The sequence below is a fragment of the Velocimicrobium porci genome (assembly GCF_009696045.1).
Classification (GTDB): Bacteria; Bacillota; Clostridia; order Lachnospirales; family Lachnospiraceae; genus Velocimicrobium; species Velocimicrobium porci.
Genome location: NZ_VUMT01000006.1, coordinates 96,700 through 112,800 on the forward strand (window position 1 = coordinate 96,700; position 16,101 = coordinate 112,800).

Annotated in this window: 10 protein-coding genes and 1 pseudogene; all 11 read left to right on the forward strand. The window is 34.3% G+C overall.

Going from position 1 to position 16,101, the window contains the following annotated elements:
• Nucleotides 1-32 precede the first annotated feature (32 nt).
• The 11 genes and pseudogenes from smc (at nt 33) to coaE (ending at nt 16,064) form a co-directional block, all read left to right on the forward strand.
• Nucleotides 33-3,593: a chromosome segregation protein SMC gene (smc, locus tag FYJ58_RS05675; protein WP_154518554.1), complete on the forward strand. Its 3,561-nt coding sequence runs from the start codon at nt 33-35 to the stop codon at nt 3,591-3,593.
• 11 nt (nt 3,594-3,604) lie between these two features.
• Nucleotides 3,605-4,534, forward strand: a complete 930-nt coding sequence (gene ftsY / locus FYJ58_RS05680) for a signal recognition particle-docking protein FtsY (protein ID WP_154518556.1) — start codon at nt 3,605-3,607, stop codon at nt 4,532-4,534.
• Nucleotides 4,535-4,539: 5 nt separating this feature from the next.
• On the forward strand, nt 4,540-5,751 hold the full coding sequence (gene ilvA / locus FYJ58_RS05685) for a threonine ammonia-lyase (protein WP_154518559.1): 1,212 nt from the start codon (nt 4,540-4,542) through the stop codon (nt 5,749-5,751).
• 195 nt (nt 5,752-5,946) lie between these two features.
• Entirely contained in the window at nt 5,947-7,638 is a 1,692-nt protein-coding gene (locus tag FYJ58_RS05690) for a methyl-accepting chemotaxis protein (RefSeq protein WP_154518562.1), read from the forward strand.
• A 364-nt stretch (nt 7,639-8,002) separates the two neighbouring features.
• Nucleotides 8,003-9,058: a recombinase RecA gene (gene recA, locus FYJ58_RS05695; protein ID WP_154518565.1), complete on the forward strand. Its 1,056-nt coding sequence runs from the start codon at nt 8,003-8,005 to the stop codon at nt 9,056-9,058.
• 156 nt (nt 9,059-9,214) lie between these two features.
• Nucleotides 9,215-9,491, forward strand: a pseudogene (locus FYJ58_RS15300) (zinc ribbon domain-containing protein); the annotation flags it as partial.
• Between the two features lie 202 nt (nt 9,492-9,693).
• Complete coding sequence (locus FYJ58_RS05705) at nt 9,694-10,293, forward strand: regulatory protein RecX (protein WP_154518568.1); 600 nt, start codon at nt 9,694-9,696, stop codon at nt 10,291-10,293.
• Nucleotides 10,294-10,412: 119 nt separating this feature from the next.
• A complete protein-coding gene (gene rny / locus FYJ58_RS05710) occupies nt 10,413-11,966 on the forward strand; it encodes a ribonuclease Y (RefSeq protein WP_328597806.1) in 1,554 nt (517 codons plus the stop codon).
• Nucleotides 11,967-12,382: 416 nt separating this feature from the next.
• Nucleotides 12,383-12,694: a hypothetical protein gene (locus tag FYJ58_RS05715; RefSeq protein WP_154518571.1), complete on the forward strand. Its 312-nt coding sequence runs from the start codon at nt 12,383-12,385 to the stop codon at nt 12,692-12,694.
• Nucleotides 12,695-12,736: 42 nt separating this feature from the next.
• Nucleotides 12,737-15,475, forward strand: coding sequence for a DNA polymerase I (gene polA / locus FYJ58_RS05720; RefSeq protein WP_154518574.1), 2,739 nt, complete (start codon nt 12,737-12,739; stop codon nt 15,473-15,475).
• Nucleotides 15,462-16,064: a dephospho-CoA kinase gene (gene coaE, locus FYJ58_RS05725; RefSeq protein ID WP_205839168.1), complete on the forward strand. Its 603-nt coding sequence runs from the start codon at nt 15,462-15,464 to the stop codon at nt 16,062-16,064. Before polA ends, coaE begins: the two co-directional genes overlap by 14 nt.
• Nucleotides 16,065-16,101: the final 37 nt, after the last annotated feature.

The window sequence follows — 16,101 nt, forward strand, 5'->3', positions numbered from 1 at the left end:
TTAAAAAGTAACGAGAAAGAATAGGAGTTAGAATGTATCTTAAAAGCATTGAAGTACAGGGCTTTAAGTCCTTTGCAAATAAACTGACATTTGAATTTCATGATGGGATTACGGCAATTGTGGGACCAAATGGAAGTGGAAAAAGTAACGTAGCAGATGCGGTTCGCTGGGTTCTTGGTGAACAGAGTGCAAAACAGCTTCGTGGTTCAAAAATGGAGGATGTTATTTTTTCAGGAACAGAAACACGAAAACCACAGAGTTATGCCTATGTTGCAATTACACTGGATAATTCAGATCACAAGTTAGCAACTTCATATGAAGAAGTAACCGTTGCAAGACGAGTGTACCGTTCTGGTGAAAGTGAATACTTAATGAATGGAAGCAATTGCCGTCTAAAGGATGTCCAAGAGTTATTTTTAGACACAGGTATTGGTAAAGAGGGATATTCTATTATTGGACAGGGACAGATTGATAAAATTCTAAGTGGAAAACCAGAAGATCGCCGGGAATTGTTTGATGAAGCTGCTGGTATTGTGAAATTTAAAAAAAGAAAAGCAACAGCAGAAAAAAATTTGGATTCAGAGCGGCAGAATTTATGTCGTATTAATGATATTTTATCAGAAATCGAAACACAGGTTGGTCCGCTGGAACAGCAATCAAAAGTTGCAAAGGAATATTTGGCATTAAAAGAAGAACTGAAAACATTGGATGTTTCAATGTTTTTAATGGAATATGATAAAAATCATGATGAATTAAAAGCGGTTAATGAGAAATTAAAAATTGCAGAACAGCAATTAGGAGAAAAAAAAGCAACGTACGAAAGTACAAAAGATGAGTATGAAAAATTAGAAAAGTCTTTAGAAGAAAAAAATGTACGACTCGAAGAACATACAACTTTGCAAAATGAATCACGTCTTCAAAAAGAAAAACTAGAAGGTGATATAAAAGTATTAAGAGAGCAGATTATTGCAACAAGGCAAAACCGCACTCATTATAAGGAGCGTGTTGCTTCTTCCGAACAGTTTTTGACAGCCAAAAGAAATGAACTGAAAGAATTAGAAAAAAAGAAATTTGATTTGCAAGAAGAGTCTGATCGGATTACAAAAGAGCAAAAAAAAGCAGAGAAAGAATTGCAAGAGATTTTAAGCCGGATGGAGGCGTATACAGAAGAACTTGAAAGCTATAATAAAGCAAGGTATCAGGCTTTGCATGAAGATACTGATGTAAAGACAAATCTTCAAAAATATCAGACTATGCTGGAACAGGTAAATATTAAAAAGGCAGAACTTGTAAAGAGAATTTTAAAAAATAAAAGTGATGAAGCAGGATTTGATGAAGAAATTTTGAATGAAAGAAAGAAATTGGAAGAACTTTCAGAAAAGCTTCAGTTATTTGAACAAGAAAAAAAAGAAAAACTTCGAGATGTCTCGAAAGTGGAAAGTCAGATTTTGTCAAAACGAAAAGAAGAAAGCCAGTTTTCTCAGGAATATATGCGAGAGAAATCCCGTTTGGAATCATTGAAAAATATGACAGAGCGTTACGATGGTTATGGTCAGAGTATCCGAAGAGTAATGGAACAAAAAGACCATAAACCAGGAATTGTCGGTGTTGTCGCAGATATTATTAAAGTTCCAAAAGAGTATGAGGTTGCGATTGAAATTGCTTTAGGCGGAAGTATTCAAAATATTGTTACAGAAGATGAGAATACCGCAAAAAGCCTGATTCAATTTTTAAAACAGAATAAGTATGGGCGTGCTACTTTTCTTCCATTGACGGCAATTTCCGGTCGTGGGGGATTCTTGCATAGAGAAGCACTTAAGGAAACTGGTGTTGTTGGAGTTGCAAGTGAGCTTGTAAAGGCAGAACAACGATTTGCAAGTCTGTTAGAATATCTTTTGGGGCGGGTTTTGATTGTTGACCATATTGATCATGCCATTTCGATTGCTAAAAAATATAAGCAGTCTATCCGAATTGTCACGTTAGAGGGAGAACAGATTAACCCTGGAGGGGCAATGTCAGGAGGAGCATTTAAAAATTCAAGTAATTTGCTTGGAAGACGGCGGGAAATGGAGGATATGGAAAAGCAAATCCTTTCTCACGAAACTAGTTTAGTAGAAATCCGAAAGAACATTGAAAACGAGAGTGAAAGAAAACAAAAACTGGAAAAGGATATTGAGCAGCTAAAGGAAACAATTCAAACAATTTCCCTTGAACAATATTCTGCTAAAATGAAATACCAGCAGGCAAAGAAACAAAAAGAGGAAAATGAATCTATTCTTCATACAATACAATCAGATTCTATACAGATTGAGAAACAAATAACAGAACTTAAAAGTCATATTTTTTCTTTATCAAAAGAGTTAGAGGAAAAATCATCAAAAGACAAGGAATTAGAAGAAAAGGCTTCTAAGCTTGGAAATCAGTTAGAACAGGCAAAACAGGAAGAAATAAATAAAAGAAATGAAGTTGAAAAAATTCGTTTATCTCAGTCTTCAGCCGGACAACAAAATCAATTTTTATTGGAAAATCAGATTCGTATTCAAGAAGAAATCAGGCAAAAAGAGCAGGAATTAGAAGAACTAAAGACTGGTATGGCAGAAGGCGAAAAACAGGTTAAGGAGAAAGAGGATGCGATTGTTTCTGTTAAAAATAGGATTTTAGAATGTGAAAAAGAACTGGAAGAAATGGAACAGGCAATTCTTTCAATCAGACAGGAAAAAGAACTTATTGAAAAAAATCATAAAGGATTTTTTGCGAAAAGAGAAGAACTGTCTGAGCATATGAATGACTTGGACAAAGAATGTTTTCGTTTGACGAGCCAAAAAGAAAAGATTTCGGAACAGATAGAGAATCAAATGAATTATATGTGGGAGGAATATGAACTTACTTATAATAGTGCAAGAGAGCTATATGTAAAAACAGAGGAAACACTTTCTTCGATTAAAAAGTCAATTGGTGAGTTAAAAGTTAAAATTCGACGTTTAGGCGATGTAAATGTAAATGCAATTGAAGACTACCGAAATTTATCTGAGCGTTATACTTTGCTTGGGACGCAGAGAGATGATTTAATAGAGGCGGAAGAAGCTTTATTAGGGATTATAAAAGAGTTAGATGAAGAAATGCGAAAGCAGTTTTCTTCTAAATTTAAAGATATCCAAATACAATTTGATAAGGTATTTAAAGAATTGTTTGGTGGCGGAAAAGGAACATTAGAGTTAATGGAAGAAGAAGACATTTTGGAAGCCGGAATTCGAATTATTGCTCAGCCACCGGGGAAAAAACTCCAGAACATGATGCAGTTATCAGGTGGAGAAAAAGCACTTACTGCAATTTCACTTTTATTTGCAATTCAGAATCTAAAGCCATCACCATTTTGTCTGTTAGATGAGATTGAAGCAGCACTTGATGATTCGAATGTAGGAAGGTATGCGCAGTATTTACATAAACTTACAAAAGATACTCAGTTCATTGTTATTACCCATAGAAGAGGTACAATGGCAGCGGCAGATATTTTATATGGTATTACGATGCAGGAGAAAGGCGTATCAACCTTGGTATCTGTCAGTTTATTAGAAGAAGAACTAGAAAAGTAGGAGGCGATTATATGGGCGAAAAGAAAGGATTTTTTCGTAAGTTAGTATCTGGATTGTCTAAAACAAGAGACAATATTATATCAGGAATTGATAGCATTTTTACCGGATCTTCTAATATTGATGAAGATTTTTATGAAGAGCTGGAAGAATTATTGATTATGGCAGATTTGGGAATCAATACAACAACAGCAATTTTGGAAGATTTAAAACAAAAAGTAAAAGAATTAAAGATTAAAGAACCAAAAGAATGTAAAGACTTATTAATTTCCAGCATTAAGGGGCAGATGGAAGTAAAAGAAAGTCAGTATGAATTTGAGGATAAAAAATCGGTTGTATTATTGATTGGTGTCAATGGTGTAGGAAAAACTACTTCGGTAGGAAAATTAGCAGGTCAGTTAAAAGATAAAGGAAAAAAAGTAATGGTTGCAGCTGCAGATACATTTCGTGCCGGCGCAATTGAACAGCTTACAGAGTGGGCACATCGTGCCGGTGTAGACATTATTGCACAACAAGAGGGTTCTGACCCGGCAGCTGTTGTCTATGATGCAGTTATGGCAGCCAAATCAAGAAATACTGACATTTTAATTTGTGATACAGCAGGGCGTCTTCACAATAAGAAAAATTTGATGGAGGAACTGCGTAAAATTAATCGGATTATAGATAAAGAATACCCAGAAGCATATAGAGAAACATTGGTTGTCTTAGATGGAACAACAGGTCAAAATGCTTTAGCTCAGGCAAAGCAGTTTAATGAAGTCGCAGAGATTACCGGTATCGTCCTAACAAAATTGGACGGTACAGCTAAGGGCGGTATTGCGATTGCGATTCAATCAGAGCTTGGAATTCCGGTAAAATATATAGGAATAGGAGAGAGCATTGATGATTTACAAAAATTCAATGCAGATGATTTTGTAAACGCACTTTTTGATGAAGGGGAGTAAATGCTATGATGACATTAGAAAAATTTGAAGAGGCCTGTGAACAGGTAAAAAAAGTAACATTGAAAACAAGTCTGGTATATAGTGAATATTTTTCTACTGTATGTGGAAATAAAGTATATTTTAAACCGGAAAATATGCAGTATACAGGTGCATATAAAGTAAGGGGTGCTTACTATAAGATAAGTACATTGTCCGAGGAAGACAGAAAAAAAGGATTAATAACAGCTTCAGCTGGAAATCATGCTCAGGGAGTTGCTTATGCAGCTAAGATTTATGGTGTTAAGGCGGTTATTGTTATGCCAACAACGACACCTTTAATTAAAGTAAACCGTACAAAAAGTTATGGAGCAGAAGTTGTATTGCATGGTGATGTCTATGACGAAGCATGTGAGTATGCATTAGAACTTGCAAAAGAAAAAGGTTATACGTTTATCCATCCATTTGATGATGAAGATGTTGCAACTGGTCAGGGAACCATTGCAATGGAAATATTTAAAGAACTTCCAACAGTAGACATGATATTAGTTCCGATTGGCGGAGGCGGTCTTGCTTCTGGTGTATCTACACTGGCGAAACTTTTAAATCCTAATATTAAAGTAATCGGTGTGGAACCTGCCAGTGCTAATTGTATGCAGGAGTCTTTAAAAGCCGGAAAAGTAGTATCTCTTAATACAGTGGAAACAATTGCAGATGGAACTGCAGTAAAGACACCCGGAACGAATATTTTTCCATATATTCAGAAAAACATCGACGATATTATTACGGTTGCAGATGATGAATTAATCGTAACCTTTTTAGATATGATGGAAAATCATAAAATGATAGTTGAAAATTCAGGACTTCTTACAGTTGCAGCGTTAAGACATTTAGATTGCAAAAATAAAAAAGTTGTATCTGTTTTAAGTGGTGGAAACATGGATGTAATTACAATTTCTTCTGTTGTTCAGCACGGATTAATTGCAAGAGGAAGAATTTTTACTGTGTCAGTGTTGTTACCAGACCGACCAGGCGAGCTTGTAAATGTAGCTAATGTCATCGCAAAGGCAAAGGGAAATGTGATTCGCTTAGATCATAACCAATTTGTCAGTATAAACCGAAATGCTGCCGTAAAATTAACGATTACGATGGAAGCATTTGGACATGAACATAAAAATGAGATTATTGCGGCTCTTCGAAAAAAAGGTTATAATCCGACAATTCAGCAGCCGGTATTATAAAAGAACAGGCAGATTTCAAATCTGCCTGTTCTTTTGCAATTTACGAAAAAATATACATTAATAAATATATTATGTTTGAAAAAAGGAAAAGAAATATAAAAAAGTTCAAAAATAAAATATATCAATTGAAAATTGTGAAGAAATGTAGTACAATTTTAGTAAATAAAATGAAAAGTCCAGAATGGAGGATATAATATGGCAAGTAAAAAGAAGCTTACTCAATCGAAAAAAAACAAATTATTAGGAAGAGCATGCATTATACTTCTTACCTTGACATTTATGGAACTTATTGTAGCATTTTTAATTAATATAAGCACAAAAAATGTTCTTAAGAACCAGTATGATGTTGTTAATTATGCGATTCAGCTTCGGGATGCTTCAAAATATCTTACATCTGAAGTTAGGGGCTTTGCTTCAACGGGCGACGAAGAACACTATAATAATTATTATAATGAAATAAATAACGAGAAAAATAGAGATAAGGCGATTGCAGGAATGGAAGCGATTGGAATTAGTTCAGATGAAAAAGAACAAATAAATGAAATTCTTACAATGTCAAATCAGTTGGTTCCTCTTGAGGAAGAAGCAATGGCATATGCCAAGGAAGGTAATTTAGAAAAAGCAATTGAGTATGTTTATGGCGAAGAATATAATGCTGGAATTCGTGAAATTTCTGATAAAACGGATGCTTTTATTGCAAATTTAGACAAACGCCTGACTAAAAAAGAACAGACTAAAGTGGTTGAAAGTGTGATAGCAGAGGCATTGGCGTTTATAGCATTGGTGCTGATAATAAGGAACGTACTAAAATATCGAAAGTTTGTATCACATGAGTTGCTTTCTCCTATGTTTAAAATTGAAGAGCAGATGAAAGAGATTGCATCTGGAAATTTGTCCGCTGATTTTGTTTTGGAGGAGGATGAAACAGAAATAGGAAGCTTAATTGGTTCTATTCATAAAATGAAACAGTTTTTAAAATTTGCGATTTCAGATTTATCCCAGTGTCTGGATGAATTGGCAAAAGGTAACTTAGATTTTAAAGTATCAGAAGGGTATGTAGGTGAGTTTATAGCGATTCAGGAGTCCCTGCATTCAATTTTAGATAATATGAATGAAGCTTTTAGTACAATTTTAAAAACTGCTCAAAATGTGGCAGCCGGTTCGGATCAATTAGCGGTGGTGGCACAGAATTTGGCAGAAGATAATACAAGACAATCGGATGAAATGGATACAATTATAAAAGCTGTTTTTGAAATTCGAGATCAAGTAGAAAGGAATGCAGAACAGGCAGAAAAATCCGCAAAGATTGCCAACGAGGCAGGTGCAAGTCTTCAACAAAGCAGTGAAAAAATGGGAAAATTGAAAGAAGCAATTAATCAAATTCAAGTATCAGCCGAGAAAATAGGAACCATTACCCAGACAATAAATGATATTGCAGCTCAGACCAATTTACTTTCTTTAAATGCCGCGATCGAGGCTGCCAGAGCAGGTGAGGCTGGAAAAGGATTTGCAGTAGTAGCGGATGAGGTTAAAAATCTTGCATCCGATTCTTCGGAAGCGGTTCAGGATACAGATAAGTTGATTGATGAAGCGATTCAGACGGTTAGGGATGGAACGATATTAGCAGATGATACGATGGAAGCGATTAACCAAGTTATGGTGGAAGCAGGAAATACCGTAAAATTAATGGAAGAAGTTTCTATTTCCATGGACAAACAAGTTCGTACTTTTGAAACGATTACAGAAAGCATTAATCAGGTTGCTGATTTAATTCAGAGTGGTTCTGCGGTAGCTGAAGAAACAGCTGCATCAAGTCAGGAACAGTCAGCAAGTGTTGAAGCTCTAAATGAAATGTTAAGACGTTTTCAGTTAAAGGAAAGAAAATAGAACGAGTTTTATGAGAATAAATAAAAAAGTATTGTAGAATATTAAAATTGTATTGGATGATTCCTATATTTTTGAATTAGGAAAAATTTAATCCGAACTTTTTAGCCTATAATACTTTTTTATTATTTATTAGAAATGAAAAAATTTGTGATTTTTACTAGAAATAAAAGTGATAATTTAACAAAGTGCTAATTTACCATAGACAAAAATCCTGTTATACTAGAAAGGCAGTTAGTTAGGTAGAATGTAAAACGAAAATAGGTGTTGAAGAATTATCTTTGAAAAGACCGTTGACAAAATATAAAATATGTATTAATATGATGAAAGAACATTTGTTCAGTATATAATTAAGAGGAGAAGTAATATGATAAAAGATGAAAATAAATTGAAGGCACTTGAATCTGCCTTATCCCAAATTGAAAAACAATATGGAAAAGGTTCTGTTATGAAGCTGGGAGAGAACCGCAGCAATATGAATATAGAAACGGTTCCAACAGGCTCAATTAGTTTAGATATTGCGCTTGGACTTGGAGGAATACCAAAAGGAAGAATTATTGAGGTGTATGGTCCGGAATCAAGTGGTAAGACAACAGTGGCGTTACATATGATAGCTGAAGTACAGAAAAGAGGAGGAATTGCCGGATTTATTGATGCTGAACATGCACTTGATCCGGTTTACGCAAAGAATATTGGCGTTGATATTGATAATTTATATATTTCCCAGCCGGATTGTGGAGAGCAGGCACTTGAGATTACAGAAACTATGGTTCGTTCCGGTGCAATTGATATTATAATTGTAGACTCTGTTGCAGCTTTAGTACCAAAAGCAGAAATTGATGGAGACATGGGGGATAGCCATGTTGGATTACAGGCACGTTTAATGTCTCAGGCACTTAGAAAATTAACTTCTGTTATTAGTAAATCCCATTGTGTTGTAATTTTTATTAACCAGCTTCGTGAAAAAGTGGGCGTTATGTTTGGAAATCCCGAAACAACGACGGGTGGTCGTGCACTTAAGTTTTATTCATCGATTCGTTTAGATGTACGTAGAATTGAAGCATTAAAGCAGGGAGGAGAAATTATTGGTAACCGGACAAGAATTAAAGTTGTAAAGAATAAAATTGCTCCTCCATTTAAGGAAGCCGAGTTTGATATTATGTTCGGACAGGGTATTTCAAGAGAAGGGGATGTTCTTGATTTAGCTGCGAATGAAGGAATTATAATAAAAAGTGGTTCATGGTATGCGTATAATGATGCAAAGATTGGTCAGGGAAGAGAAAATGCGAAAACATACTTAAAAGAAAATCCGACTGTTTTTGCTGAAGTAGAACAAAAAGTAAGAGAAAAATATGGTTTACTTGATAATGAGGGAAAAGATGATGAAAAAACAAAAGAGAAGACTCAGAAGGAATTAAACTGATAAACAAAACTTATAAAAAGTTGTGAACAGGTGTTAATTTTTATAACTTTTAAATTAAGTTATGAATATAAAACTTAATTTAGCCAGGATTTTGCGATTGGGTGAAGACGGTGGTGAAAAAGATGATAAAAACCATTCGAATCATGTTGCTACCAAACCAATCTTCGTCAAAACTATTTGCATCAGACAACATCTGAAATCATAAAACGAGAACCAAGTTTTATATGTATGGAAGAATATTCCGATAATTCTTGCAGATAGATTCTTTCCAAGTTCTAAACTATGTAGTTGTTGCGGAAATATCAAGAAAGATTTAAAGTTATCAGACCGTATTTACAAATGTGAATGTGGAAATGTAATGGATCGAGATGCTCAAGCCGCTATCAATTTGAAAAGATATGGAGAAAATGGTTTGAAACAATCTGTAGCATAACACGTTCAAATTATTACAGATCTGTACGGATACGTTAGTTCGGAATTTACGCCTATGGAGTGTACAAGAACTTGTGAGTAGTATCTGGATTTATTCAGTACAAAAGCATACACATTGAAGTAGGAATGAAACATAAAAGTTTATAACTTTTTATAAGTTTTCAGTAACGGAACAAGATTCAAAAGGGTTAGAATAATAATTTATGGAGCAGGTTATAACAAGTTTAGAGTATGTAGAAAAAAAGAAAGTAAGAGTCTATATTAATGATGAATTTGCGTTTCCTTTGTATCAGAGTGAGATTAAAAAGTACAGTATAGAAGAGGGGCAGTTCATTGAACAGGAACGATATAATAAAATTATGGAGGAAATAATTTTTCGAAGAGCAAAGCAAAAAGCAATGAATCTTTTAAAACGAATGGATCGAACAGAGCAGGAGCTTCGAACAAAGCTAAGGCAGGCAGAATATCCGTCTGCTGCAGTAGAAACGGCAATAGAGTATGTAAAATCATATCATTATATTGACGATCTCCGCTATGCTGAAAACTATATCCGATATAAAAAAGGAACAAAAAGTATTCGAATGATTGAGATGGAATTAAGACAAAAAGGGATTGATAAAGAAAGCATTCGCTCTGCATTGGAAGAAGAAACAATCAGTGATGATGAGGCATTAAAGAAAGCAATTCGAAAAAAAGCAAAAAATTGGGATACAATGTCTTATCTGGAAAAAAGAAAAGTTTTTGCATATTTATATCGAAAAGGATTTAAAGAAGAAGATATTCGTAAATATTTAGAATTTTAAAAGAGATTTGGGTATTTGTCGTGTTTTTTAATTTAGTTTACTTGACATGGGAGTAAAAAAAGTATAAAATTTAAGTGTTGTATTTTTGTACAATGAAAATTAAATAAGGAGGTGCTCCTGTGCTACTAGTAAAATGGGCAGTAATCACTCTCGTTTTAGTCGCAATCGCTGCTTTCATTGCATGGAAATCTGCCATTTCTTATCGAATTAAAGTTGTTGAACAAAAGATAGGAAGTGCGGAAGAAAAAGCCAGAGAGATAATAGATGAGGCATTAAAGACGGCGGAGACGAAAAAAAGAGAAGCACTTCTCGAAGCAAAAGAAGAGTCACTAAAGACAAAGAATGAGCTAGAGAAGGAAACTAGAGAACGCAGAAGTGAATTACAGCGTTATGAAAAGCGGGTTCTAACTAAAGAAGAAACTTTAGATAGAAAAACTGAAGCACTTGAAAAGAAAGAGGCCAAGCTATCTGTGAAAGAAGCTGAGGTTGAACGGATAAAAGAGCGCGTTCAAACATTAGAAGGTCAACGAGTAACAGAATTAGAAAGAATCTCTGGACTTACCTCCGAACAAGCAAAAGATTATCTTTTAAAAACTGTTGAAGATGAAGTAAAGCATGAAACTGCAATGTTAGTAAAGGAACTTGAAAACAAGGCAAAAGAAGTAGCAGATAAGAAAGCAAAAGACTATGTAGTAACTGCAATTCAAAGGTGTGCAGCGGATCACGTAGCTGAAACTACAATTTCTGTTGTACAGCTTCCAAATGATGAGATGAAAGGTAGAATTATTGGTCGTGAGGGACGTAATATTCGTACTTTAGAAACTTTGACTGGTGTTGATTTGATTATTGACGATACACCGGAAGCAGTAATTTTATCAGGTTTTGATCCAATTAGAAGAGAAATTGCAAGAATTGCGTTAGAGAAATTGATTGTAGATGGTCGTATTCATCCTGCAAGGATTGAAGAAATGGTAGAAAAAGCTCAACGCGAAGTAGAAGTAATGATTCGGGAAGAAGGAGAGGCAGCAACATTAGAAGTTGGTGTTCATAATATTCATCCAGAATTAATTAAGCTTTTAGGAAGAATGAAGTTTAGAACTAGTTACGGACAGAATGCATTAAAACATTCTATTGAAGTTGCTCATTTATCTGGCTTACTTGCTGGCGAAATCGGTGTGGATGTTCGTTTAGCAAAAAGAGCAGGTTTGTTACATGACATTGGAAAATCAGTGGATCACGATATGGAAGGCTCTCATATCCAGATTGGAGTAGATTTATGTAGAAAATATAAAGAATCTCCAATCATAGTGAATGCGGTAGAAGCACACCATGGTGATGTTGAGCCGGAAACATTAATTGCGTGTATTGTACAGGCTGCAGATACGATATCAGCTGCAAGACCTGGCGCGAGACGTGAAACACTTGAAACTTATACTAACAGATTAAAACAATTAGAAGATATTACAAATGGCTTTAAAGGAGTCGATAAGTCCTTTGCAATTCAGGCAGGTAGAGAGGTTCGCGTTATGGTTGTACCAGAACAGGTTAGCGATGACGATATGATTTTGCTTGCACGTGACTTATCAAAACAAATTGAATCCGAATTAGAGTATCCAGGACAAATTAAGGTAAATGTAATTCGTGAATCCAGAGTTACTGACTATGCGAGGTAAGCTTGGTTAGTTTAGTACTTAGATTGAATAAAGTAAATAAACATTATAAAACCGCCAGATATAAATACTTTTGGCGGTTTTATTTTTTTACTGTAATATAATGATGTTGGGGTCAAAACATATTTTGACCCCTGATACCTACGGATGACTACGCACTTTGTGCTCCCGTCATCCTAAAAACATTCGAAATCCGCCCTGTTCGGTCTACTTTCTCATGTTTTTTCGGGTCTCAAAGTCATGCTTTTTCATGCTGGCATGAAAAGCATGACCTTTTGACCCTGGTATCATATAATAGTTTCATATAAATTTATGTATTTCAATCGTTACTTTTTAACAATTATAGTTCTGTTTTTTTAGAAAAAATGCTATAATAGGTAACAAATTTACTTAGGTTGTTTGTTAGGAGAGTAAGAAAGATGGATTGTAAAGAAACTCAGGCAAATATTGAGTTATTTGTAAAAGATAAATTAGATGTGAAAAAACTAAAAGAATTTTTATATCATGTAGAACAATGTGAAGAATGTATGGACGAATTGGAAGTGTATTTTACATTATATTCCGGCATGCAGATTTTGGAAAAAGATAAGGATAGTGGAATTGATTATCGGGTAGACTTAAAACGGAAACTGCGAAAAGGGGAAGAAACGCTTCGCAATTTCCGATTAAAGAAATTTCGTAAAATATTAATTTTTATTGTATTTATTCTTTTAATTGCAATCTTTTTATAGGCTTGCTATTATTAGAAAAAATGGAAAGGAACGGAACAAAAAATGGGTAAAAAATTGGTTTTAATAGATGGACATAGTATATTAAATCGGGCATTTTACGGGGTGCCGGATTTGACAAATTCAGATGGAATGCATACAAATGCGATTTATGGTTTTTTGAATATTTTATTTAAAATATTAGAGGAAGAACAGGCAGATTATCTTACGGTTGCGTTTGATTTAAAAGCTCCTACATTTCGTCATAAAATGTATAAGGAATACAAAGGTACAAGAAAACCGATGCCAGAGGAACTTCATCAACAAGTTCCTATTATGAAAGAATTATTAAATGCAATGGGGATTAAGACCGTAGAAAAAGAAGGATATGAGGCAGATGATTTATTAGGGACTCTTGCAAAAAAAGCAGAACAAGAAGGAATTTCCGTTTCTTTGGTGTCTGGTGACCGTGATTTGCTTCAATTAGCTTCTGATAAAATAAAAATTCGTATTCCGAAAACAAAGCGGGGAAAAACGGAAATCGAAGATTATAATACAAATGATGTAATTGAAAAATACCATGTGACACCGTTACAGATTATTGATTTAAAAGGTTTAATGGGAGATACCTCGGATAATATACCAGGGGTGCCGGGAATTGGTGAAAAAAGGGCTACTGCAATTATTGAAAGCTTTGGCAGTGTAGAAGAGGCATATATGCATATAGAAGAAGTAAAACCGCCAAAAGCAAGAGAATCGCTTAGAGAGCATTATGATATGGCAGTGATGAGTAAAAAATTGGCAACGATTGATACGAATGCACCAATTGAGTTTTCGTTTGAAGAGGCAAAAATTGAAGATTTTTATACAAAGGAAGCATTTGAGTTAATAAAACGTTTGGAATTTAAAAGTATTCTTTCAAAGTTTGGCAAGGATATGAGCCATAATGATAATTTGGAACAGGCATTTTCTTATATAAAAACAAAGAAAGAAGCAGAAAGATTATTTTCGGAATTAGAAGAAATGGGAAAAGCTCCTGAGTTCGGGAAAGACATGGCAGTTGGTATCCAAATTTTACAAAGGGAAAAAGATAATAATAGTAAATTTTCGATTGGTAAAGATGGGCAATATAGTTTATTTGCAGATAAGAGCGAAGCAAGCAGCATATTAGGAATTGGACTTGCATTTGGAGAAAAGGTGTTTTCAGTCTTAGCGAATGAAGAAATAAAAGAAGATTTTTTAATGAAGCAAATAGAAAAAATGGCAAAAGCAGGTTTTTCATATAGTACATTCCAGTTAAAAGAGCAGTTGAATATATTTCCCGTTACAGAAGAAAGTAAAGTTTATGATTTATCAGTTGCCGCCTATTTATTAAATCCGTTAAAAGATTCTTATTTATACGATGATATTGCAAGAGATTACCTTATGATGACGGTACCATCTTACCAGGAACTATTTGGAAAGAGGAAGATAGAAGAAGCATTTGAATCGAAAAAAGAAGAAGTATTTAATTATCTTTGTTATGAAGCTTATGTGGCTTTAAAGGCGAAGCATGTTTTATTCGAAAAGTTAGAAGAAGAGAACATGAAAGAGTTGTACGAAGAGATTGAAATGCCACTTGTGTTTACTCTTTATGATATGGAAGCCAGAGGAATTATGGTAAACAAAGAGGAGTTAAAAGAATACGGGGAACAGCTGGAAGTAAAAATTCATGAATTGGAAAAAAATATTTATGATTTGGCTGGTGAGGTGTTTAACATTAACTCTCCGAAACAGTTAGGTGTAATTTTATTCGAAAAGCTAAAATTGCCTTTTGCGAAAAAAACAAAAACAGGATATTCTACATCAGCGGATATACTGGAAAAATTAAAATGTGAAGACCCAATTGTGTCTATGATTTTAGAGTATCGTCAGCTTACAAAATTAAAATCAACTTATGCAGATGGATTGGCTGCATTTATTAGCGAATCTGACCAAAGAATCCACGGAAAATTTAATCAGACAATTACAGCAACAGGAAGGATAAGTAGTACCGAACCAAATCTTCAAAATATTCCAATTCGTATGGAATTAGGAAGACAAATCCGTAAGGTGTTTATTCCAAAGGAAGATTATGTATTTTTAGATGCTGATTATTCTCAAATTGAATTGCGTGTTTTGGCTCATATGTCAGGGGATAAAACGTTAATTAAGGCATATAAAGAAGAACAGGATATTCATAAGATTACTGCTTCCCAGGTATTCCATACTCCATTAAATGAAGTGACAGGTATTCAAAGAAGTAATGCAAAGGCGGTTAATTTTGGAATTGTTTATGGAATTAGTTCATTTGGCTTAGGTCAGGATTTGAATATTACAAGGAAAGAGGCAGAAGAATATATTAAAAAATATTTTGAAACCTATCCAAGAGTAAAAGAATTTTTAGATGAATTAGTAGAAAAAGGGAAAAAAGATGGTTATGTTGAGTCATTATTCCACCGCAGACGTCCGATTCCGGAATTAAAATCAGCAAATTATATGCAGCGTTCATTTGGAGAGCGGATTGCAATGAATTCTCCAATTCAGGGTACAGCAGCAGACATTATAAAGATTGCTATGATTCGGGTAAACAGAGAATTAAAGCAAAGAAATATGAAGTCTTCACTGTTATTACAGGTGCATGATGAGTTGCTAATCGAAACTCATAAAGAGGAAATAGATGAGGTAAAAGAGATTTTACAAAAAGAAATGTTTCACGCAGTTCATTTAGAGGTACCTATGGAAATTGATATAAATGAGGGAAAGAATTGGTATGAAGCAAAATAAAATGAAAGTAATTGGTTTGGCAGGCGGTGTTGGTACAGGAAAATCAACTGTTGCTACTCTATTAGAAAAAGAATACGCAGCTTTTGTTATTATGGCAGATAAAATTGGACATTTGGCAATGGAGCCGGGTACGGATACGTATGAAAAAATAGTTGTTTTATTTGGACAAGAAGTTTTAAATGAAGATAAAACAGTTGATCGCAAAAAAGTATCGGATCTTGTATTTTCCAATCCGGTTCTGCTTCAGCAATTAAATCAAATTATCCATCCTTTTGTCGAGCAATTTATAAAGAATGAAATCGAGCGGATCAGGAAAGCTGGAAAGTACTCCTATTTTTTTATAGAGTCTGCTATTTTAATTGAAACCGGATATCAATCGGTTTGTGATGAAATTTGGGTTGTACAGACAGAAGAACTCATTCGGAGAAAACGATTAAAACAGTCAAGAGGGTATTCGGATGAAAAAATAGATGAAATTATGGCAAAGCAAATGGGAGAGAAAGAATTGTGTTCTTATGCAGATAAAATACTAATCAACAATGGTAGTATTGAGGAGATAAAAGAGCAGCTGGAAAATTTACTAGTGTAACACAGTAAGATATGTTATAATAATTAAGTTAGAATAT

Bases quoted from the DNA above. Each gene is read 5' to 3' on its own strand.
- FYJ58_RS05705 (WP_154518568.1), top strand. From the start codon at position 9,694: ATGGAGCAGGTTATAACAAGTTTAGAGTATGTAGAAAAAAAGAAAGTA.
- polA (WP_154518574.1), top strand. From the start codon at position 12,737: ATGGGTAAAAAATTGGTTTTAATAGATGGACATAGTATATTAAATCGG.
- ftsY (WP_154518556.1), top strand. From the start codon at position 3,605: ATGGGCGAAAAGAAAGGATTTTTTCGTAAGTTAGTATCTGGATTGTCT.
- ilvA (WP_154518559.1), top strand. From the start codon at position 4,540: ATGATGACATTAGAAAAATTTGAAGAGGCCTGTGAACAGGTAAAAAAA.
- recA (WP_154518565.1), top strand. From the start codon at position 8,003: ATGATAAAAGATGAAAATAAATTGAAGGCACTTGAATCTGCCTTATCC.
- FYJ58_RS05690 (WP_154518562.1), top strand. From the start codon at position 5,947: ATGGCAAGTAAAAAGAAGCTTACTCAATCGAAAAAAAACAAATTATTA.
- FYJ58_RS05715 (WP_154518571.1), top strand. From the start codon at position 12,383: ATGGATTGTAAAGAAACTCAGGCAAATATTGAGTTATTTGTAAAAGAT.
- smc (WP_154518554.1), top strand. From the start codon at position 33: ATGTATCTTAAAAGCATTGAAGTACAGGGCTTTAAGTCCTTTGCAAAT.
- coaE (WP_205839168.1), top strand. From the start codon at position 15,462: ATGAAGCAAAATAAAATGAAAGTAATTGGTTTGGCAGGCGGTGTTGGT.